This is a genomic window from Streptomyces sp. NPDC052721 (assembly GCF_040678315.1).
Classification (GTDB): domain Bacteria; phylum Actinomycetota; class Actinomycetes; order Streptomycetales; family Streptomycetaceae; genus Streptomyces.
This window is the reverse complement of sequence record NZ_JBFATL010000022.1, coordinates 26,099-45,527: the sequence shown is the minus strand read 5'-3', so window position 1 is coordinate 45,527 and position 19,429 is coordinate 26,099. Positions and strand designations below refer to the sequence as shown.

The 19,429-nt window shown below is 72.1% G+C and carries 15 protein-coding genes and 3 pseudogenes; 14 read left to right on the top strand and 4 right to left on the bottom strand.

The window, feature by feature from the left end; genetic code table 11:
- Window positions 1-78 precede the first annotated feature (78 nt).
- Window positions 79-1,570, bottom strand: a pseudogene (locus tag AB0L21_RS21575) (MFS transporter).
- A 338-nt stretch (window positions 1,571-1,908) separates the two neighbouring features.
- Between AB0L21_RS21575 and AB0L21_RS21570 the strand changes: the two are divergent.
- Window positions 1,909-2,363 (top strand): annotated as a pseudogene (locus AB0L21_RS21570) (formate dehydrogenase accessory sulfurtransferase FdhD); the annotation flags it as partial.
- On the opposite strand, the gene AB0L21_RS21565 reads toward AB0L21_RS21570, so the two are convergent.
- Window positions 2,333-2,599 carry a hypothetical protein gene (locus AB0L21_RS21565; protein WP_365705392.1) on the bottom strand — a complete coding sequence of 89 codons (267 nt, stop codon included), beginning with the start codon at window positions 2,597-2,599 and terminating at the stop codon, window positions 2,333-2,335. The pseudogene AB0L21_RS21570 and the gene AB0L21_RS21565 sit on opposite strands and share 31 nt — an antisense overlap.
- A gap of 406 nt (window positions 2,600-3,005) precedes the next feature.
- Between AB0L21_RS21565 and AB0L21_RS21560 the strand changes: the two are divergent.
- The 3 genes and pseudogenes from AB0L21_RS21560 to AB0L21_RS21550 all read left to right on the top strand — a co-directional run.
- Window positions 3,006-3,235, top strand: a pseudogene (locus AB0L21_RS21560) (SDR family oxidoreductase); the annotation flags it as partial.
- Between the two features lie 59 nt (window positions 3,236-3,294).
- Window positions 3,295-4,401 (top strand): histidine kinase, encoded by a 1,107-nt coding sequence (locus AB0L21_RS21555; protein WP_365785723.1) that lies wholly within the window; start codon window positions 3,295-3,297, stop codon window positions 4,399-4,401.
- A gap of 5 nt (window positions 4,402-4,406) precedes the next feature.
- Window positions 4,407-4,769 carry a response regulator gene (locus tag AB0L21_RS21550; RefSeq protein WP_365705396.1) on the top strand — a complete coding sequence of 121 codons (363 nt, stop codon included), beginning with the start codon at window positions 4,407-4,409 and terminating at the stop codon, window positions 4,767-4,769.
- Window positions 4,770-4,791: 22 nt separating this feature from the next.
- Here the strand turns inward: AB0L21_RS21550 and AB0L21_RS21545 are convergent, their stop codons facing one another.
- Together AB0L21_RS21545 and AB0L21_RS21540 are read right to left on the bottom strand one after the other, a co-directional pair.
- Complete coding sequence (locus AB0L21_RS21545) at window positions 4,792-5,451, bottom strand: response regulator transcription factor (protein WP_365705398.1); 660 nt, start codon at window positions 5,449-5,451, stop codon at window positions 4,792-4,794.
- A gap of 73 nt (window positions 5,452-5,524) precedes the next feature.
- On the bottom strand, window positions 5,525-7,783 hold the full coding sequence (locus AB0L21_RS21540) for a SpoIIE family protein phosphatase (protein ID WP_365785721.1): 2,259 nt from the start codon (window positions 7,781-7,783) through the stop codon (window positions 5,525-5,527).
- A gap of 254 nt (window positions 7,784-8,037) precedes the next feature.
- Here AB0L21_RS21540 and AB0L21_RS21535 point away from each other — a divergent pair, with 254 nt between their 5' ends.
- From AB0L21_RS21535 to AB0L21_RS21490, 10 genes are all read left to right on the top strand, one after another.
- Complete coding sequence (locus tag AB0L21_RS21535; RefSeq protein WP_365785719.1) at window positions 8,038-8,853, top strand: helix-turn-helix domain-containing protein; 816 nt, start codon at window positions 8,038-8,040, stop codon at window positions 8,851-8,853.
- A gap of 287 nt (window positions 8,854-9,140) precedes the next feature.
- Entirely contained in the window at window positions 9,141-9,878 is a 738-nt protein-coding gene (locus AB0L21_RS21530; RefSeq protein ID WP_365705404.1) for an SDR family oxidoreductase, read from the top strand.
- 79 nt (window positions 9,879-9,957) lie between these two features.
- Entirely contained in the window at window positions 9,958-10,857 is a 900-nt protein-coding gene (locus AB0L21_RS21525; RefSeq protein WP_365705406.1) for an SDR family NAD(P)-dependent oxidoreductase, read from the top strand.
- Between the two features lie 475 nt (window positions 10,858-11,332).
- The gene (locus AB0L21_RS21520) at window positions 11,333-12,313 is read left to right on the top strand and encodes a histidine kinase (protein WP_365785717.1); all 981 of its coding nucleotides are present in this window, start codon (window positions 11,333-11,335) and stop codon (window positions 12,311-12,313) included.
- A 136-nt stretch (window positions 12,314-12,449) separates the two neighbouring features.
- Window positions 12,450-12,914: an SsgA family sporulation/cell division regulator gene (locus AB0L21_RS21515; RefSeq protein ID WP_365705410.1), complete on the top strand. Its 465-nt coding sequence runs from the start codon at window positions 12,450-12,452 to the stop codon at window positions 12,912-12,914.
- Between the two features lie 102 nt (window positions 12,915-13,016).
- A complete protein-coding gene (locus AB0L21_RS21510; protein ID WP_365705412.1) occupies window positions 13,017-13,850 on the top strand; it encodes an alpha/beta hydrolase in 834 nt (277 codons plus the stop codon).
- Window positions 13,847-14,548, top strand: coding sequence for a YoaK family protein (locus AB0L21_RS21505; RefSeq protein WP_365785715.1), 702 nt, complete (start codon window positions 13,847-13,849; stop codon window positions 14,546-14,548). Before AB0L21_RS21510 ends, AB0L21_RS21505 begins: the two co-directional genes overlap by 4 nt.
- A 73-nt stretch (window positions 14,549-14,621) precedes the next feature.
- Complete coding sequence (locus AB0L21_RS21500) at window positions 14,622-16,970, top strand: FdhF/YdeP family oxidoreductase (protein WP_365785712.1); 2,349 nt, start codon at window positions 14,622-14,624, stop codon at window positions 16,968-16,970.
- Window positions 16,971-16,976: 6 nt separating this feature from the next.
- The gene (locus tag AB0L21_RS21495) at window positions 16,977-18,401 is read left to right on the top strand and encodes a cytochrome ubiquinol oxidase subunit I (RefSeq protein WP_365785710.1); all 1,425 of its coding nucleotides are present in this window, start codon (window positions 16,977-16,979) and stop codon (window positions 18,399-18,401) included.
- A 1-nt stretch (window position 18,402) separates the two neighbouring features.
- On the top strand, window positions 18,403-19,416 hold the full coding sequence (locus AB0L21_RS21490) for a cytochrome d ubiquinol oxidase subunit II (protein WP_365785708.1): 1,014 nt from the start codon (window positions 18,403-18,405) through the stop codon (window positions 19,414-19,416).
- Window positions 19,417-19,429 lie beyond the last annotated feature (13 nt).

Sequence of the window (19,429 nt, the reverse complement as noted above, 5' to 3'; positions counted from 1 at the left end):
TACCTCGAACGGCGAGGATATCCGGGGAATATTCGGTGCGAGGAGGCCCGCGCCGGCCGGTAGCGCCGACCGCGCGGCTCAGCCCAGGTGGGCAGGGTGCTCCGGGGAGGGCAGCGCGCGCGGGCCCTGCCGCCGGTCGGCCCGCCAGTCCGTCACCGCCGGCACCAGCGCCACCAGGATCGCGAGGATGCCCGCGCCGACCGACAGGGCGACGGCGGTGGACGCCCCGTCGTGCGCGCCCCGGACCAGGTAGTACAGCCCCGGCAGGACGGCCGTACCGACCGCGCCGCCCAGCCGCTGGCCCGTCTGGAGCGCACCGCCCGCGACCCCCGCCATGCGCACGGGGACCTCGCGCAGGGTCATCGTCACGTTGGGGGAGATGACGAAGCCGCTGCCGATCCCGCTCACCAGGAGCGCCGGTACGACCGCCCAGATCGCGGTGTCCGCCGGGACCAGCCACAGCAGCAGCGCGGTGGCCGTCAGGCCCGCCGCCACCGCGACCAGGCCCAGGACCGTCAGCAGCCGCCCCAGGCGCTCCACGAGCCGGCTGGCCACCACGGCGGCCGCCGCGGACCCGAACGCGAAGGGCGTCACGGCCAGTCCGGACTCCAGCGGTGAATACCCCAGCGCGTCCTGGAAGTAGAGGGCGAACACCAGCCAGATGCCGCTGAAACCGACGAAGTAGACGGTGGCCAGCGCGGCCCCCGCCGCGTACCCGCGGACCCCGCGTATCAAGTGCGGCTCCACCAGGGGCTCCAGGCCACGGGCGGAGACCCGGCCCTCCCAGCGGGCGAAGCCGTACAGGAGCAGCGCTCCGACGGGGAACAGCCACCACATGCGGCGCAGCCCGCCGGAGTCGGCCTCGACGAGCGGCAGCATCAGCGCGAGGACGCCGGAGCCCAGCAGGCCCACCCCGGCCAGATCCAGGTGCCCGCGCCTGCCGGGAGCCGACCTCGGCAGCAGCCGGCGGCCGAGGAGCAGCGCCGCCGCACCGATGGGGACGTTGACGTAGAAGATCCACCGCCAGCCGTCCGTCCCCGTGGCCAGGGCGAGGATGATGCCGCCGGTGATGGGGCCGACGGCGCTGGAGATGCCCACCGTGGCGCTGAACAGGCCGAAGGCGCGGGCGCGTTCGGAGCCGGTGAAGAGCTGCTGGATCAGCGCGGAGTTCTGCGGTGCCAGGAAGCCGGCCGAGACGCCCTGGGCGAGCCGGGCCAGGACGACCAGGCCGATGGTGGGGGCCGCGCCGACGGCCGCGCTGCACAGGACGAAGGCGGACAGCGCGACGAGGAAGATCCGCCGGCGGCCGACGGCGTCGCCCCAGCCGCCCCGCCACCACCAGCGCGAGCGCGAAGGTGAGCGCGTAGCCCGACACGACCCACTGCACCGACGACGGCTTCGCGCCCAGGTCGCGCCGCAGGGACGGCAGGGCCACGGACACGATCGTCACGTCCAGCAGGATCATGAAACCGGCGACCAGGGTGACCCAGAGGGCATGCCACCGGTTGGGGTCCGGTCCGGGGGCCTGCCGGGTGTCCGGTGGGGCACTGGTGCGAGACAGAGGGCTCACCGCGACTCCTTTCACCGATGTCTCGCAGTGTGCGTGCGGGGCACGCCGACGGGCATCGCACGAACATGTGTTTAAAGGGTGATGAGGGGGAGGCGCATTGCCGTCAGATGACGAATGCTCCGTCTGCCGGGTCTGTCCAGGTTGAAGGGGTACGACGCGGTGTTCGAACGCGCTGGGCGGGGGAGCGCGCGGACAGCCATCCGACACACGGTGAGGACGTCAGCCATGGGGGGAGCCGCGGTGAGCCGCAGGATCGGGCGGGTGCGGCAGGGGAACGCCTCCGCGCGGGCGGACACGGTGGCGGCCGAGGAGCCGAGGGGATCGGCGCCGAACGGTCCACCCTCCAGCGCGACTTCTCCACCACGTCGTCCTGCGGCCTGTGCGGCAAGGCCAGCCTGGACGCCGTACGGACCGCCCGCCGGCCGTTGTCCGACGATCCCTCCCTCACCCTGACCCCGCAGCTGCTGGCCTGCCTGCCGGACAGCCTGCGGCAGGGGCAGAAGGTGTTCCCACGGACCGGCGGACTGCACGCGGCCGGGCTCTTCGACGAGCGGGGCGCGCTGCTGGACCTCCAGGAGGACGTCGGCCGGCACAACGCGGTGGACAAGCTGGGCGGGCCTCGTTCGAACTGGTGCAGAAGGCCGTCATGGCCGGCAGCCCGGTCCTCGCGGCGGGCTCCGCTCCCTCGTCACTGGCGTGCGAACTCGCCGACGAGAGCGGGATGACACTCGTCGGCTTCCTGCGCGGTGACTCGCTGAACGTCTACAGCGGTGACTGGCGCGTCGCGCTGTGAGACACGGCGGCCGGACAGCGCGTCGACGTGTGCGTGCTGTCCTGCTGGATGAAGTAGCAGATCACGGCCAGCCACACGGCGACCGCGCCGAGCGTGACCCAGGTCCACGGGATCCTCGGTGTGCGGCGCATGAAGGCCCGTTCCACCTCGGTCACCGGCCTGCCCGGCCGGCGGCCCGAGGCGTCGGTGTCGGCGATCCTCCGTTCCGCCGTCCGCCGCGCCCGTTCAGTCGCCATGGTCGACACCTTCGATCGCTCGTCGTGGTGGACGTCCGGCGGCCGGGCCTGGGAACGCACCGGCCGCCGGACGCCTTGGCGCGGCCGACGCCACGGGTTCCATCATTCCGGTCGGGCCGGGAAGCCACGATGGAGCAGACCCCATGGGCGCGGTGTTCCGCTCCTGTGGAGATCCCCATGGCTGAAGCCGGGATGCGCCGCAGTCACGTGGTCAGACATATGAGATGCGTATGACATCAGTATGAGAGGCGTGAGTGTACCTATCACGTACACTCGACACATGAACTCTCACCCTATGCTTCTCGCGACGGCGGAACGCCCTGGCTCCCCCCGCCCGGGTCGTTCCGCCGTCGTCGGCTTGCCCTGACCGACAGCCCATCCGCCGCAAGACCGGTCGAACATCACGGTCACCGCGACCTCCGTGATCGCCGGTCCCACGCACACCGGGGGAGTGGAGGACGCAGGCCCGGCGCGCGTACCTGCGCGAGTACCGGCCGCAGTCCCTGCTGCAACGGCTGATCGAGCCCGAGGAGGGCGCCCACACGGTCGTCTCTCCTCAGCTCCGAGCAGGCGTCCGCGACCACGGGCGGGGCGCTGCGCGTCGGCGGCGGTGACGTCGACGCGGTCCCGCCCTGACGCGGTCCCGCCCCGATGTCGTCCCCGGTCCAGGATGCTGTGAGCAGAGGAGTCCCTGAGTGCGATCGATCGGCATGGTTCTGCCCGTCATCCTGGACAGCGTCCCGCAGGTGGTCTGGGTCGTCGACCACCGGGGGAGGATCCTCTACACCAACCCGGCCGGTGTGGCGGCGCTCGGCTACGACGGCGCCGGCGAGCTGGTGGGCCTCTCCAGCCACGAGACCCTGCATCCCCGCCGCCCGGACGGGACGCCGTACCCGGCCGCCGAGTGCCCGATGCTGCGGCCGGCGACCACGGGCGTACCGGCGCACGGCAACGACGAGTGGTTCCAGCGGCGGGACGGCTCCTTCTTCCCCGCCTCCTGGTGGGCCGCCCCCATCGATCTGCCGGACGGGCGCGGGGTGGTCTACTCCTTCTTCGACGCCACCGAGAACCGCGAACTGGAGCGGGCCCGGCGGGAACGGGACGCGGCCCGCATCCGGGCGGACGAGTCGCGTGCCGCGCAGCGCCGGATCATGCAGAGCATCGAGTCGGTGCGCCGGCAGACGGCCCGCGACCTGCACGACGGCGCGCAGCAACGCCTGGTCAGCCTGCTGATCGGGCTGCGCCTCACCCGCGATCTGCTGCCGGACTCCGCCGACGCGGCCACCGGGCTCCTCGACCAGGCCATCACCGACGCGCAGACCGCGATCGACGAGCTGCGCGAGCTGGCGTACGGCGTCTATCCCTCGGTGCTCCAGGCCAAGGGCCTGAGGGCGGCCGTGGAGTCGCTGGCGGAACGCTGCGCGGTGCCGGCGACCGTGGTGGGGGAGTACCCGCACCGGCTGCCCGCCGAGGTCGAGTCGAACGCGTACTTCGTCATCGCGGAGGCACTGACCAACGCGGTGAAACACGCCGGGGCGTCACACATCCGCATATCCCTCGAACTGCGGGACGCGCTGCGCATCGAAGTCACCGACGACGGAATCGGCGGTGTGCCGCAGAACGCCGTCGGCGGCGGCCTCACCGGTCTGGCGGACCGCGTCGGCGCCTTCGACGGCGTCCTCGTCATCGACTCGCCGCCGGACCGGGGCACCTCCGTGCGCGCGGAGATTCCCATACCGGGACGAGCAGCGAATCGTGGGGATGCCCCTATGGCCTGTCCGTCGCGATCCCGGGCATCCTGAGAAGCATGTCCGTCAACATCGTGGTCGTCGACGACGACCCTGGGTTCCGTCGCATCGCGAAGACGCTGCTGACGGCGCGCGGTATGCGCGTCGTCGCCGAGTCGGAGGATGGCGCTTCGGCCCTGGCGGCGGTACGTGAACACCGGCCCGATGGTCTTCTGCTGGACCTGCACCTGCCGGATCACGACGGGGTGGCCGTCGCCCGTATGCTGCGGGCGGAGGATCAGCCGCCACGGATCGTGCTGACCTCCACCGAGCAGTCGTTCTGGTCCGTGGACGAACTGCAGCAGGCGGGGATCGAGTCCTTCATCGCCAAGGACCGGCTGTTCGACGCCGACCTCAAGGCGATCTTCAGCGCGACCGCCTGAGCCCGGTTCCCCCCGCTTCCCCCTACTGCTTGAGGTACCGCAGTACGGCCAGCACCCGGCGGTGCTGGCCCGAACCGGCCTGGCTGAGACCGAGCTTCATGAAGATGCCCGTCACATGGCGCTCCACCGCCGGCACGGTCACCACGAGCTTGCGCGCGATGCCGGTGTTGGAGTGACCCTCGGCCATCAGGGCCAGGACCTCCTTCTCCTTCGGCGTCAGCGCCGCCAGCGGATCCTGTTTGCGTTTGCGCCCGACAAGGGTGGAGATGACATCGGGGTCCAGAGCGGACCCGCCGGCGACGACCCGTTCCACGGCGTCGGTCAGGATCTGCGGGCTGGCGACCTTCTCCTTGAGGAGATAACCCACGCCGCTCGGATCGTCGCCGACCAGGTCCAGGGCGTAGGAGGCGTCGAGGAACTGGGAGAGCACGATGACGGCGGTCTCCGGCTGCGCGGCACGGATCTCCTGCGCCGCCTGCAGACCGTCGGCGTTCAGGTCGGGCGGCATCTGGATGTCGGTGATCACGACGTCGGGCCGCTGCTCCTTGGTGACGCGGACGAGGTCCACCGCGTTGTCCACCGCCGCGACCACGGTGATGCCGGCGCTGCGCAGGATGGTCGCGATACCTTCGCGGACGATCGCCTGGTCTTCTCCGAGTACCGCTCGCAGTGGTTCACTCATGACGTCATCCTAGTCCGTGGCCCATGAAGTGGGTCCATGGTGTGGTGAGGGCCAGTGATGTGAGGCATGGCAGTCATATGACATCGGTGGCAGTCATGTCCTGCTCCACCCAGATGGTCTTGCCGTCGCCCGAGTATCTGGTGCCCCAGCGCCGGGCCAGCGCGGCGGCGATCAGCAGGCCCCGGCCGTTCTCGTCCTGGGCCCGGGCGTGCCGGAGGTGCGGCGCCGTCGCGGAGTGGTCGGAGACCTCCACGGTGAGGCCGCCGTCCTTGATCAGCCGCACGCACGGCTCCCCGGAGGCGTGCCGGAGCACATTGGTGACCAGTTCGCTCACGATGGTCTCGGTCGCGAAGGACCGATCGGCCAGCCCCCACCCGGCCAGCCGCTCGCGGACCCACCGCCGGCAGGCGGCCACGCCGGCCGGATCCCGCGACCCCGTCCAGGTGGCGACGCAGTCCTCCGCCAGCCGGTGCGCCGCCGCGGTGAGCACCGCCGCGCCCCGCTCACGGGGTCCGCCCATCATCCGGTACACGACGGTGTCGCAGGTGCCCTGTGCGTCGCCCGGTGCGGCGGCCACCGCGTGCCGGAGCCGGACGGCGGGCTCGTCGCAGGGCGGCTCCCGCAGGAGCGAGGCCGAGTAGAGGGTCAGCACGCTGCCGGGGGCGAGCCGCGTCCGGGCGGCCTCGTAACCGACCCCGCTGCCCAGCGCCGGGCCGCGGGGCACCGGCAGCTCGCCCACGGTGCCGTCCGGCGCGGTCACCAGCGGGCGTGGCCAGCCCGCGGAGGCCACGGCGAGGTCGCCGGTGACGGGGTCGTAGACGCAGTACTGGCACCGGGCCCGCTCGTCGGCGGTCCGGGCGTCCGGGGGGATGCCGGCCGTGTCCGCGAGGCCCAGGCGCGGGACGACGTCGTCCAGGTGGGCGAGTATCTCCTCCGGGGGCAGTTCCAGGCCCGCGAGCGTGGTCACCGCCGTCCGCAGCAGGCCCATGTCCACCGAGGCGTCCAGGCCCTGCTCCGGCACCTCTCCGATGACCAGGGCGACGCGGGCGCTGGACAGCGGCAGGACGTCGAACCACGCGGTCCGCCGGCGCTCCGGCAGCCAGAAGTGCGCCGTGGTCATCGCCGTCACCTCCGGCAGGGACCGTGGCAGCAGCCGCCGTTGCAGGGTCACCGCCGTGGTGTGCTCGCGCATGAATCTGCGCGCGTTCTCGATGTCCGCCGACGCCTTCGCCACGACCTGCTCGACCAGGGCGAGGTCCTGCGCGTCGAAGGGGGCGGGGTGCCGTGGGCCGCGGTAGAAGCAGGCCAGGCCCAGCACGCGGTCCTGGTGCACCAGCGGGGCGACGATCATGGAGTGGACGCGGGCGGCGCGCAGCGCTCCCGCGCGGGCCGCGTCGTGCATGAGCCAGTCGGAGAGCGCTCCGGAGGGATCGACCAGCCGGGGAGTCAGGTCGCCGAGCACCTGGGTGTAGGGGGTGGGGAAGAAGAAGTGGCTGGGCTCGCCCACGGCGTACACGCCTTCCAGGCCGCCGGGGGCCTCGAAGGCCGTACGGCGCAGGGGAGTCGAGGCGTCGAGCGGGGCGCCGGGCGGCTCCGCCCCGTGCAGCACGCCGTCGACCAGGTCGACGGACACGGCGTCGGCGAAGTCGCGGGCGAGGGTGGAGGCCAGCTCCTGGCTGGTGCGGGCCGCGCTGAGCGTCGTACCGATCTGGCGGTGCGCCGCCGACAGCAGCCGTTCCGCGGCGCGCGAGCGGGCCTCGCCGGTCACGTCGTGGATGAACGTGGCGGCCCCGACGACCGTGCCGCCGTCACGCAGACACAGGGCGGTGACCCGGTAGACGCGGTGTCCGGCGCCCTTCGTCGGCACGCTGACGAAGCGTTCGGCCACCTGGTGCGGTCCCTCGACGACCTCCCGCAGCAGGCGGCTCGTCGGCAGGCTGGCGTCCAGGTCGGCCGCGTCGCGCTGCAGCACCTGGGCGGCGGTGCGACCGCGGATGCGCAGGGCCGCCGCGTTGCTGCGCAGCACCCTCAACTCCGCGTCGTACAGCTCCATTCCGGCCGCTGCGTGCTCGAAGGCCGAGCGGGTGTACGCGGCCTGGACGCGCGCGAACGCGGCGGTGGGTGCGGTTCCCGCGACGGCGACGTGGGTGTGCGACGTGTCGCGCCACACGTCGAGTTGGAGCACGGCGGACGCGTCGCAGCCCGCCCGGTCGAGCAGTTCGCCGAGGAAGCGGTGGGCGGGCTCGTGCCCGAGTCCGTCCGGCCGCCCCGCGCCGTCCGGCCGGACCCATGTCCCCTCCGCGTCGAAGGCGAAGGACTGCTCGCGTGTCATGTCGGAGAACCTCCTCCGCCGGCCGTTCGGCGCCCTCTCGCTTTTGCATTTCGTCCGAATTGTCCGGCCGGCACCATCCCACGGTGCCCACTGCCGGGCGGCTGGGCAAGCCTCGGCCCGGGAAACGGGGCGGGAACGGGTCGGTTTCACCTGTTCATGCGATGTGCGCGGGCGGCGCCGACGCGGGCGGTTTCGCCGTTGCCGCGTTCCGTGGATCTCCTCGGTCGTTTCCAGGTCCGAGTAGCCTGGTCCGCATGGACAGCGTCAACCAGCTCGGCCGGTTCCTGCGTGCCCGCAGGGCGGCGGTCTCCCCCCGGGAGGCCGGGCTGCCGGACGACGACGCTCCACGCCGTACCCCCGGCCTCAAGCAGGAGGAAGTGGCCCGGCTCGCGGGTCTCAGCGAGGGCTACTACGCCCGCCTGGAACAGGCCCGCGAGAAGTACCCCTCGGAGCAGGTGCTCCAGGCCCTCGCCCGCGCGCTGCGGCTGAACCCGGACGCCGCCCGGTACCTGCGCGGGCTGGTGCGCGACCAGGACCGGCCCGCCCCGCCGGACGCGGAGGTCTCCCCGCACGTCCTGCGCCTGATCGAGGCCTGGGACGCCACGCCCGCCCTGGTCCTCGGCTCCTGCCTCGACGTGCTGGCCGGCAACGCCCTCGGCCGGGCCCTCTACGCGCTGGTCCTGCCGTACGGCAATCTGGTCCGCTTCACCTTCCTCGACCGATCCGCCCGCACCTTCTACCGCGACTGGCGGGTCATCGCCGAGGCCGGCGTCGCCTGGCTGCGGGCGACGGCGGGCGCCGCGGCGGAGCACCCCCGGCTGGCCGAGCTGGTCGCCGAGCTGTCCGGGGACGCGGAGTTCCACCGGCTCTGGAGCCGTTTCGACGTGCGGGACAAGGCGAACGACACCAAACGCCTGCACCACCCCCTCGTCGGCGACCTGACCCTGAACTACCAGGTCTTCGACGTCGACGGCGCCCCGGGACAGCACCTCTTCACCTACCAGGCCGAGCCCGGCTCACCGAGTGAGCGGGCACTGGCCCGGCTGCGGGAGCTGACCGCCGCCGCGTGAACCGTCACGCCCGCTGAACCGTCACGCCCGCTGAACCGTCGGGTGTACCCCACGCCTGTGCGCGGGCAGCCCCATGCGCGGCGTCCAGCCCGCTCGATGGTGGCCGCGAAGGCACCGGCGGAAGACTGGTGGTCGTGCCGACGGGCTCTCTTCCCTCGGTCCTGTTATCGATGCTTCCTGTTATCGATGCTCACGGATAACTGTTGTCGATGCTCTCAGGTCGTGTTATCGTCGATCACGTCAAAGCGGCATCGCTGAGTACAACCTCACTCGAAGGACTGGTCACCATGACGGAAACCAACACCCGCGTCGCACTGGTCACGGGCGCCACCGGAGGCATCGGCCGGGCCGTGACCGACCGGCTCGTCCAGGACGGCTTCGCCGTCGCCGTGCACTACGCGGGCAACAAGGCCAAGGCCGACGAGGCGGTCGAGGCCATCAAGGCCGGCGGCGGCGCGGCCATCGCCGTGGGCGGTGACGTCGCGGACGAGGACGCCATGGCCGCGGCCTTCGACGCCATCGAGGCGGAGTTCGGCGGCATCGACGTCGTCGTCAACTCGGCCGGCATCATGCTCCTTTCGCCGATCGCCACACTGAAGCTGGACGACCTGGACCGGATGCACCGCACCAACATCCGCGGCACCTTCGTCATCTCCCAGCAGGCGGCCCGACGCCTGCGCCCCGGCGGCGCGCTGATCAACGTCTCCTCCTCCCTCACCCGCCTCCAGTTCCCCACCTACGGCGCCTACGCCGCGAGCAAGGGCGCGGTCGAGGCGATGACCCTGGTCCTGGCCCGCGAACTGCGCGGCAGGGACATCACCGTCAACGCCGTCGCCCCCGGCCCCACCGCCACCCCGCTGTTCCTGGAGGGCAAGGACCAGACGGCGCTCGACAACCTCGCGAAGGCGGCCCCGCTGGAGCGGCTCGGCACCCCGGCGGACATCGCCGAGGCCATCGCCTTCCTGGCCGGCCCGGCCCGCTGGATCAACGGCCAGACCCTCTACGCCAACGGCGGCATCGCCTGACACCCGGCGACTCTTCTCACCCCCCGCCTTCACCCGCCTCACCCCTTCGGCAATCCACCCCGCGGTCAAGGAGATCCCCATGAGCAAGATCGTCGTCATCACCGGCGCCTCCAGCGGCTTCGGCGCGCTCACCGCCCGCGCCCTCGCCGACGCCGGCAACACCGTCTACGCCGGTATGCGCGAGACCGCCGGCCGGAACGCGCCGCAGGTCCAGGCCGCCGCCGACTACGCCGAGGAACACGGGGTCGACCTGCGCTCCATCGAACTGGACGTCAACTCCGACGACTCCGTCGACTCGGCGGTCAAGCAGGTGATCGGGGAGCACGGCCGTATCGACGTCGTGATCCACAACGCCGGTCACATGGTCACCGGACCGGCCGAGGCCTTCACCCCGGAGCAGTTCGCCCAGCTCTACGACATCAACGTGCTGTCCACGCAGCGGGTCAACCGGGCCGTGCTGCCGCACCTGCGCAAGGCCGGCCGGGGCCTGGTCGTGTGGGTCTCCAGCTCCAGCGTCAAGGGCGGCACCCCGCCCTACCTCGCCCCCTACTTCGCCGCGAAGGCCGCGATGGACTCCCTCGCGGTCAGCTACGCCGGCGAGCTGGCCCGCTGGGGCGTCGAGACCTCGATCGTGGTGCCCGGCTCCTTCACCAGCGGCACCAACCACTTCGCCCACTCAGGCCACCCGGCCGACGGTGCCGTCGAGGCGGAGTACGAGACCAAGTACCCGGGACTGCTCCAGCAGGTCTCCCAGAAGCTCGCGGCGCTCGCCCCGGAGGGCGCCGAGGCCTCGCTGGTCTCCGACGAGATCGCCCGGATCGTGGCGCTGCCCGACGGCGAGCGCCCCTACCGCGTCCACATCGACCCGGCGAACGACGGCTCCGAGGAGGTCTCGGAGGTCGCCGACCGGATCCGCCGCGAGTTCCTGACCCGGATCGGCCTGGACGACCTGCTGACCGTGCACCCGGCCGGCGCGTGACGGCGCGTACCACCGGCATCACCAGGCGAGGGGCCGACCGGACAGGTCGGCCCCTCGCCCGGTGTCACACCGAGTCGGCCGGTGAGTCACTGAAACCCACCAGATTGAGCCATACCTGACACATACTCTCCGGCGTCCCGCCGGACAGCCGCGGCCGGACGCCGCCGCCGTGGCCGGGCCGACCGCGCGGGAGACCGAGACCGCGCTGCTCGCGGCGGAGGCCCTGACCAACAAGCGGACCGGCGAGCGGCCGTTCCTCCCGCCGCGCACCGTGGGCTCCCCTCTCTGCCACCTCGCGAGCGGCCCTGCGCGATGTCCTGTCGCGCTCGGCGGAGCCCGGTCCGGTCCCGAACCGCCGACCGTGACCTGGGGAAACGCAGGCAGCGTCAAATGACGGATGCCTTGTGGGGCCGTCCGCTGCGAGAGTCGTGCCATCGAGGCACGTTCTCGACATCCCTAGGGAAGGGGCAGGGCGATGACGTCAATCGCCGATGATCTGGGAAGCATCCTTGACGTCATTGAGCAGCCGGCCTGGGCCGTGGACGCCGATCACCGGGTGTCGTACGCCAATCCGCCGGCTGCCGCGTTCACGGGTCACGACCGCCCGTCCGATCTGCTGGGCACCGACGGCAGGCCCGAGGAACACCCCGGCGTGCGGTCACCGACCCGCGCCGACCCCTCCCGTGGGCGCGGCACCCTCACGCACGCGGACGGTTCCCTCCTCCCGGTCGAGTGGTCCCGGGTCCCCCTGGCCCGGCCGGACGGCGAGGCGGCCCTGTACGTCTTCCGCACGAGCACCGGCACGTCCGCTGCCACCCGGGAACCCCCCAAGGAGGAGGGACCACCCCGGGCGCTCGCCGCGCAGGCGCACACCGACCGGTGCCGCACCGCCGCCGGCACGCTCCAGCACGGCGCCCAGGAACGTCTGGCGTCGGTGCTGCTCGGCCTGAACCTGGCCCGTGAGCGACTGGGCGGACAATCCGCGCCGTCGCCGGCGGCCGGGCTGCTCGACGACGCCGTCCGGGACGCCGAGGAGGCGCTGGCCCAGGTCCGGGAGGTCACGGCCGCGCTGTATCCGGGCGTGCTCGGGCTCCGTGGACTCCCGGCCGCGCTCACCGCCCTCGCCGCGCAGTGGCCGGTGCCCGTCGCCGTCTTTGGGAACCTGCGGCAACGGCTGCCCGACGCGGTGGAGTTGCACACGTACTTCCTGGTCCGGGAGGCGCTCGCCCGGGCGGTGCACGGCGCCCGGGCCGGCCGGGTGCGGGTGGTGGCGGAGCTCGGCCCGGACCTGGTGGTGACGGTCGCGGACGACGGCACGGCTCCCGGTCACGGGCCGGACTCGGCACCCCTGGCGGCGATAGCCGACCGGGTGGCCGTACTGGACGGGACGCTGAGCGTGCGGCACGCGCCGGGGGAGGGCACCACGGTCCGCGCCGTCATCCCCGTCCCGTACTGATCCGCCCGCACCGCGCCGGTGCCACGCAGGACGCACCGGCGGATGTCTTCCCAAGGCGTCAAATGACGGATGCCCGAACCTCGTCCGAGCCGACAGGCTGGGCCCGTGGTCGTCAGGACAGTGAACGGAGCAGACCATGGACCAGCATCGTGAGCACGCGGCCCGCCCGGCCGGCCAGGCACCGCCGGCCGGCCCCTCCGACACGGTCCGGCACGGGATCCGGGTGTGGCTGGCCCCCGCCGGGACGATCCGGATACCCGTCCGGGCCCGCTTCGCGTACGACCGCCTCGATCCCTGCGCGGTGCGGGTCTCCTTCTGCCCGCGCCACCAGCACCGGGTGACCTGGATCTTCGCCCGGGACCTGCTCGCCGACGGCCTGTACTTCCCCGTGGGAGCCGGCGACATCCACATCGCCCCGGACGGCGGTCCGGCCGGGGCGAACGTCCGCATCACCCTGAGTCCGCCGTCCGGGGCCGCGCTCATCGAGGTGCGCAGGGCCGCCGTACGCGACTTCCTGCGGGCCACCGAACGGCTCGTCCCGCGCGGACGGGAGGAGATCGACATCGACGCCTTCCTCGCGGAATGCGTCGAGGAGGGCTGAACCCGCCGTCCGCATCCTGATCCTCGCACGTTCATGTGATGCGGAACGGCCGTACCGCTGGAAGGCTCAACAGCAGCAGAAAGCCGACGAAAGGTGTACGTCATGGGATTCGTGACGGTGGGCCGGGAGAACTCCGAGTCGATCGAGCTGTATTACGAGGATCACGGCAGTGGCCGTCCGGTGGTGCTGATCCACGGGTATCCGCTCAACGGGCACTCGTGGGAGAAGCAGGAGCGGGTGCTGCTGGACGCGGGGTACCGCGTGATCACGTACGACCGGCGGGGGTTCGGCCGGTCGAGCCAGCCGACGGTGGGCTACGACTACGACACGTTCGCGGCGGACCTGAAGGCGCTGCTGGACCACCTGGACCTGCGGGACGTCGTCCTCGTCGGATTCTCCATGGGGACGGGCGAGGTCACCCGGTACCTCGGCCGCTACGGGTCGGAGCGGGTGGCGAAGGCGGCACTGCTGGGCGCGATCCCGCCGTTCCTGCTGAAGACCGACGACAACCCCGAGGGCGTGGACGCGTCGGTGTTCGAGGGCATCAAGGCGGCCGTGCTGAAGGACCGTCCCGCGTATTTCAAGGACTTCCTCGACAACTTCTACAACGTCGACGTGTACGCCGGGACGCGGATCAGCGACCAGGCGTGGCAGAACAGTTTCAATGTCGCGGTGGCGGCGTCGGCATGGGCGGCCTACGCGTGCGTCGACACCTGGCTGACGGACTTCCGCGCGGACCTGCCGAAGATCGACGTGCCGACGCTGCTGGTGCACGGCGACGCGGACCGGATCCTGCCGTACGAGAACACCGCCAAGCGGCTGCCCGGACTGATCAAGGACCTGACGTTCGTCACGGTCGAGGGCGGCCCGCACAACATCGCCTGGACCCACCCGGAGGAAGTCAACACCGCCCTGCTGGACTTCCTCGCCAAGTGACCGCGCCGAGCCCCGACCGGTCCCCGTGGCCCGGGCGGAGCGGAGCCACCCGGCACCTGCTCACCCTCGCGGCCGGAGCGGCGAACGCCTTCGGGTTCCTCGCCCTCGGCGGCGTCTTCACCAGCGTCGTCACGGCGAACTCCGCACTCCTCGGCCTGCACCTGGGCAACGCCCACCTGGCCGCCGCCCGCCTCGTCGCCGTAGCCCTGCTCGGCTACGTCGTCGGGGCGGCGGCCGGCGGCCTGGTGGCGGCCGGCCGGGGCCGGCTCCGCGGCGCGGGCATCCGGGGCGGCCTGCTCCTGGAGGCCCTGCTGCTGTGGCTGGTGGTCTGCGGCTGGCTGGGCTGGCACATGGCACCGCACGGCGCGGCCCGCACCCTGCTGCTGTTCCTCACCGCCGTCGCCATGGGCTGCCAGAACGGCAGCGTCCGGGTCACCGCCGGCAGCGAGATCACCACCGCCTATCTGACGGGCCTGCTCACCTCGACCGTCACGGCGTTCGCCACCCGGGGACGCCTCCAGGCGCGCAGCGTCGGCATCGTGGCCTCGCTGATCGCCGGGGCCGCCGTCGACGGCGCCGCCTACCGCTGGCTGCGCCCCGGCGCCCCGCTCGTGCCGGCCCTGCTGGTCACCGCGGCCCTGGCGGCGACCTGGCTGCGCGCGCCGACCCGCCCGGCCGCCGTCCCGCTGCGGCTCTGAGCCTTCCGAGCCCCCCGTTTCCGAGTCCGCCCCCCCCGGGGCACGGCCCGTTTCGACAGAGAGAGCGCACGACATGACCGCATCCGATGGTGACCCGACGCCGGACCAGCAGGACCGCGCGGTCGGCCGCTCGGCCACCGGCGGCGACGGCCCGGCCAGCGACAAGCGGCCGTCCCACCGCTCCTACCACCACCCGGCGGCCGGCTGGGGCGCGGCCAAGAGCGTCGGCCGCGTGCTGATCAGGGAACGGGCGCTGTTCGAGGGGCCGCGGGCCATCCTCAAGATGAACCACGAGAACGGCGGCTTCGACTGCCCGGGCTGTGCCTGGCCCGACGACACCAAGGGCCTCAAGCTCGACATCTGCGAGAACGGCATCAAGCACGTCACCTGGGAGATGACGTCCAAGCGGGTCGGCGCCGACTTCTTCGCCCGGCACACCGTCTCCGAGCTGTCCGAGTGGTCCGACTTCGCGCTGGAGGACCAGGGCCGGCTGACCGAGCCCCTCGTCTACGACGAGACGAGCGACCGGTACGTCCCCATCACCTGGCAGGACGCCTTCGCCCTCGTCGGCCGTGAACTGCGCGCCCTGGACAGCCCCGACGAGGCCGCCTTCTACACCTCGGGCCGGCTGAGCAACGAGGCGACCTTCCTCTACCAGCTGATGGCCCGCGAGTTCGGCACCAACAACCTGCCCGACTGCTCCAACATGTGCCACGAGGCCTCCGGCCGGGCCCTGACGGCGGCCCTCGGCACCGGCAAGGGAACCGCCGACCTCAAGGACTGGGAGACCGCCGACGCCCTGTTCGTCATGGGCGTCAACGCCGCCTCCAACGCCCCCCGCATGCTCACCGCGCTCGCCGAGGCCTACCGGCGGGGCGCGCAGATCGTCCATGTGAACCCGCTGGTCGAGGCGGCGGCCACCAGCACGATCGTGCCGCACGAGTTCACCGACATGGCGCTGTTCAAGGCCACCCGCACCAGCACCCTCAACCTCCAGGTCCGCGCGGGCGGCGACATGGCACTGCTGCGGGGCATAGCCAAGGCGGTCCTGGAGGAGAGCCGCAGTGACCCCAAGGCGCTCGACAAGGAGTTCATCGAGCGCCACACGCACGGTTTCGAGGCCTACCGCGAGCTGTGCGAGGCCACCTCCTGGGAGGAACTGGAGGAGCAGTCCGGTCTCACCCGGGCCGACATCCTCAAGGCCGCCGGGATCTACTCCCGCTCCGACCGCACCCTGATCAGCTGGTGCCTCGGCCTCACCCAGCACGAGCACGGCGTCGACACCGTCCGCGAGATCGTCAACGTCCTGCTGCTGCGCGGCAACCTCGGCCGGGAGGGCGCCGGCCCCTCGCCGGTGCGCGGACACAGCAACGTCCAGGGCAACCGCACCTGCGGCATCGACCACCGGCCCCGGCCCGAGTTCCTCGACCGGCTCGCCGACGTCTGCCGTATCGACCCGCCGCGCGAGCACGGCATGGACACGGTCGACACCATCGAGGCCATGAACCAGGGCCGGGTGAAGGTCTTCGTCGGCATGGGCGGCAACTTCGTGCTCGCCGCGCCGGACACCGCGTACACCTCCCAGGGGCTGCGGAACTGCGAACTCACCGTGCACGTCAGCACCAAGCTCAACCGCAGCCACCTCGTGCACGGCAGGAAGGCGCTGATCCTGCCCTGCCTCGGCCGCACCGAGAAGGACCACCAGCGGCGCGGCCTGCAGTCCGTGTCCGTGGAGGACTCCATGAGCATGGTGCACCTGTCGGTCGGCATGAAGAAGCCCGCCTCGCCGCACCTGCTGTCCGAGCCGGCCGTCATCGCCGGCATGGCCCGGGCCGCCCTCCCGGAGAGCACCACGCCCTGGGAGTCGTACGTCGAGGACTACGACCGCATCCGCGACACGATGGCGAAGGTCCTGGACGGCTTCGAGGACTTCAACCGCAGGGTGCGGCTCCCGCTCGGCTTCCGCATCAAACAGCCCGCCCGGGAACTGGTCTTCCTCACCCCGTCCGGCCGCGCCGAGTTCTCCGCCGCGCCGCTGCCCGAGGCGCCGCCACGGGACGACGTGCTCATCCTGCAGACCATGCGCAGCCACGACCAGTGGAACACCACGATCTACTCGGACAACGACCGCTACCGCGGCATCAGCGACCTGCGCACCCTCATCCTCATGAACGGCGACGACATGCGCTCCCGCGGCATCGAGCCCGACAGCCTCGTCGACATCACCGCCACCGCCCGTGACGGCAGTCAGCGGCACTTGAAGCGGTACACGGCGATCGAGTACAGCATGCCCAGGGGCTGCGCCGCCGGATACATGCCGGAGATGAACGTCCTGGTCGCCGCCAGCGACTACAGCAAGCAGAGCAACCAGCCCCTGATGAAGAACATCAAGGTGCGGGTCGCGCCCAGCGCCGAGGACTGACCGGCCATGACGACAGCCGGCGCGCTCGCCCGTCTGCCCGCACTGGCCGCCGCGGACCCCGCGCAACTGCTGCCCGCCCGGGAGCAGATGGCCTTCACCCTCGGGTTCCACATCATCCTCGTGCCGTTCGGCGTCGCCCTGACCACCCTCATGCTCATCGCCCACCACCGAGGGCTGCGCAAGGGCGACGCCGAGGCGCTGCTGCTCGCCCGCCGCTGGTCGAAGGCGGCCGCCGTGCTGTTCGCGGTCGGTGCCATCACCGGGACCGTCCTCTCCTTCGAACTGGGCATCCTGTGGCCCGGTCTGATGGGCGCCTACGGTTCCGCCTTCGGCTTCCCGTTCGCGATCGAGGGCCTGTTCTTCTTCCTCGAAGCCATCTTCGTGGCCCTCTACATCTACGGCTGGGACCGCATGCCGCCCTGGGCGCACTTCTGGACCGGGGTGCCCGTCTCCCTGGCCGGCGTCGGCGGAACCGCCTCGGTCGTCGCCGCCAACGCCTGGATGAACCAGCCCGGCGGCATCACCGTCGAGCACGGCAGGGTGGTCGCAGTCCGGCCCGCCGAGGTGTTCTTCAACGACGCCTTCTGGCTGGAGTTCTGGCACATGCTGATCGCGGCGTACATCGTCGCCGGCTTCGTCGTGGCCGGCGTCTACGCGGTGGGCATGCTGCGCGGCCGGCGCGACCGCTACCACCGGGTCGGCTTCCTCACCGGATTCGTCACCGCCGCCTGCGCGCTTCCCGTGCAGATCATCGTCGGCGACACCATCGCCCGGCAGGTCTTCGACGACGAACCGGCGAAGTTCGCGGCCGTCGAGCTGCTGCCCGACACCGGCTCCCACGTCCCCGAGACACTGGGCGGCGTACTGGTCGACGGCAAGGTGCGCTACGGCATCGAGATCCCCGACATGGCGTCCCTGCTGGCCGGCTTCAAGCCCTCGACCACCATCAAGGGACTGGAGGCCGTCCCGGCCCGCGTCCGGCCGACCGACGCGCAGGCGAACATCGTCCACTGGGCGTTCGACATCATGGTCGGCACGTCCTTCCTCATGCTCGCCGTCGCCCTCTGGTTCGCCTGGCTGTGGTGGCGCCGCCGGCACACGCTCGCGACCGACCGCTGGTTCCTGCGGGCCGCCGCCGCGTGCGGGACCGTGGCGATCCTCTGCCTGGAGAGCGGCTGGGTGGTCACCGAGGTCGGCCGCCAGCCCTGGATCGTCGTCGGTCACCTGCTGACCCGGGACGCGGTGGCCACCCGGGGCGACCTGTGGCCCTTCTTCGGCGCCGTCCTCCTGCTCTACCTGGCCGTCGGCACCGCCGCCCTGTGGGTGCTGCGGTCCATGACACGGCGCTGGCGGCAACAGGGCGACGAGGCCGTGTCCGTGCCCTACGGTCCCGAACGCCCCGCCGGGACCACCACGGGAAAGGCGTCCTGACATGGCGGACCTGGTAGCGGTGTTCCTCTTCATCGGGGTGATCGCCTACTGCGTCCTGGGCGGCGCCGACTTCGGGGCGGGGTTCTGGGACCTGATCGCGGGCGGGGCCGGCCGCGGGCGGGAACCCCGCCATCTGATCGACGACTCCCTCGCCCCCGTCTGGGAGGCGAACCACACCTGGCTGATCTACTGCCTGGTCATGCTGTGGAGCGGCTTCCCCCCGGCGTTCGCCGCGCTGACCTCGACGCTGTACCTCCCGCTGGGGATCGCCGCGCTCGGCATCGTGCTGCGCGGAGCGGGCTTCGCCTTCCGCAAGGCCTCGATCCGCACCCCCGAACAGCGCGTGTACGGCGCCGCGTTCGCGTTCTCCTCCGTGCTGACGCCCTACTGCTTCGGCTCGGTCGCGGGCGCCCTGGCGTCCGGGCGCGTGCCCACCCGGGGCGACGGGGACCCCCTCACCAGCTGGCTGAACCCGACCAGCGCCCTCGGCGGCGTGCTCGCCGTGCTCGCCTGCGCCTACCTGGCCGCCACCTACCTGACGGTGGCCGCCAGGCGGCACGGGGACCCGCACCTGTTCCGGTACTTCCGCGACCGTGCCCTGGCGGCGGGCGTCGTCACCGGCGCCGTCAGCATCGCGGGAATCTTCGTCCTGCGGGCGGACGCCCCACGGCTGTTCCACCAGCTCAGCCACCGCGCGCTGCCGCTCGCCCTGCTCGCGGCGCTCTGCGGCCTGCTGGGCCTGGCCCTGCTGCGCGCCGAGCGGACCCGTGGCCTGCGCGCGACCGCCGCGGCGGCCGTCGCCCTCATCGTCAGCGGCTGGGGCGTCTCCCAGTACCCCTACCTCCTCGGCACCCACCTGCCGGTCCAGGACGCGGCGGCACCGCACGCCACCCTCGCCGTCCTCGTCGGCGTCGCCTGCGCCGCGGGCATCCTCATCCTGCCGTCCCTGGTCCTGCTGTTCCGGGTCATGGGACGGGTCGACGTCGCGGACCCGGCCTCGCACGAGACTTCCTGAGCGGGGGGCTTGA

Excerpts from the sequence above, each read along its gene's own strand:
- AB0L21_RS21565 (WP_365705392.1), bottom strand. The coding sequence starts at position 2,599 with ATGGCGACTGAACGGGCGCGGCGGACGGCGGAACGGAGGATCGCCGAC.
- AB0L21_RS21550 (WP_365705396.1), top strand. The coding sequence starts at position 4,407 with ATGTCCGTCAACATCGTGGTCGTCGACGACGACCCTGGGTTCCGTCGC.
- AB0L21_RS21545 (WP_365705398.1), bottom strand. The coding sequence starts at position 5,451 with ATGAGTGAACCACTGCGAGCGGTACTCGGAGAAGACCAGGCGATCGTC.
- AB0L21_RS21540 (WP_365785721.1), bottom strand. The coding sequence starts at position 7,783 with ATGACACGCGAGCAGTCCTTCGCCTTCGACGCGGAGGGGACATGGGTC.
- AB0L21_RS21535 (WP_365785719.1), top strand. The coding sequence starts at position 8,038 with ATGGACAGCGTCAACCAGCTCGGCCGGTTCCTGCGTGCCCGCAGGGCG.
- AB0L21_RS21530 (WP_365705404.1), top strand. The coding sequence starts at position 9,141 with ATGACGGAAACCAACACCCGCGTCGCACTGGTCACGGGCGCCACCGGA.
- AB0L21_RS21525 (WP_365705406.1), top strand. The coding sequence starts at position 9,958 with ATGAGCAAGATCGTCGTCATCACCGGCGCCTCCAGCGGCTTCGGCGCG.
- AB0L21_RS21520 (WP_365785717.1), top strand. The coding sequence starts at position 11,333 with ATGACGTCAATCGCCGATGATCTGGGAAGCATCCTTGACGTCATTGAG.
- AB0L21_RS21515 (WP_365705410.1), top strand. The coding sequence starts at position 12,450 with ATGGACCAGCATCGTGAGCACGCGGCCCGCCCGGCCGGCCAGGCACCG.
- AB0L21_RS21510 (WP_365705412.1), top strand. The coding sequence starts at position 13,017 with ATGGGATTCGTGACGGTGGGCCGGGAGAACTCCGAGTCGATCGAGCTG.
- AB0L21_RS21500 (WP_365785712.1), top strand. The coding sequence starts at position 14,622 with ATGACCGCATCCGATGGTGACCCGACGCCGGACCAGCAGGACCGCGCG.
- AB0L21_RS21495 (WP_365785710.1), top strand. The coding sequence starts at position 16,977 with ATGACGACAGCCGGCGCGCTCGCCCGTCTGCCCGCACTGGCCGCCGCG.
- AB0L21_RS21490 (WP_365785708.1), top strand. The coding sequence starts at position 18,403 with ATGGCGGACCTGGTAGCGGTGTTCCTCTTCATCGGGGTGATCGCCTAC.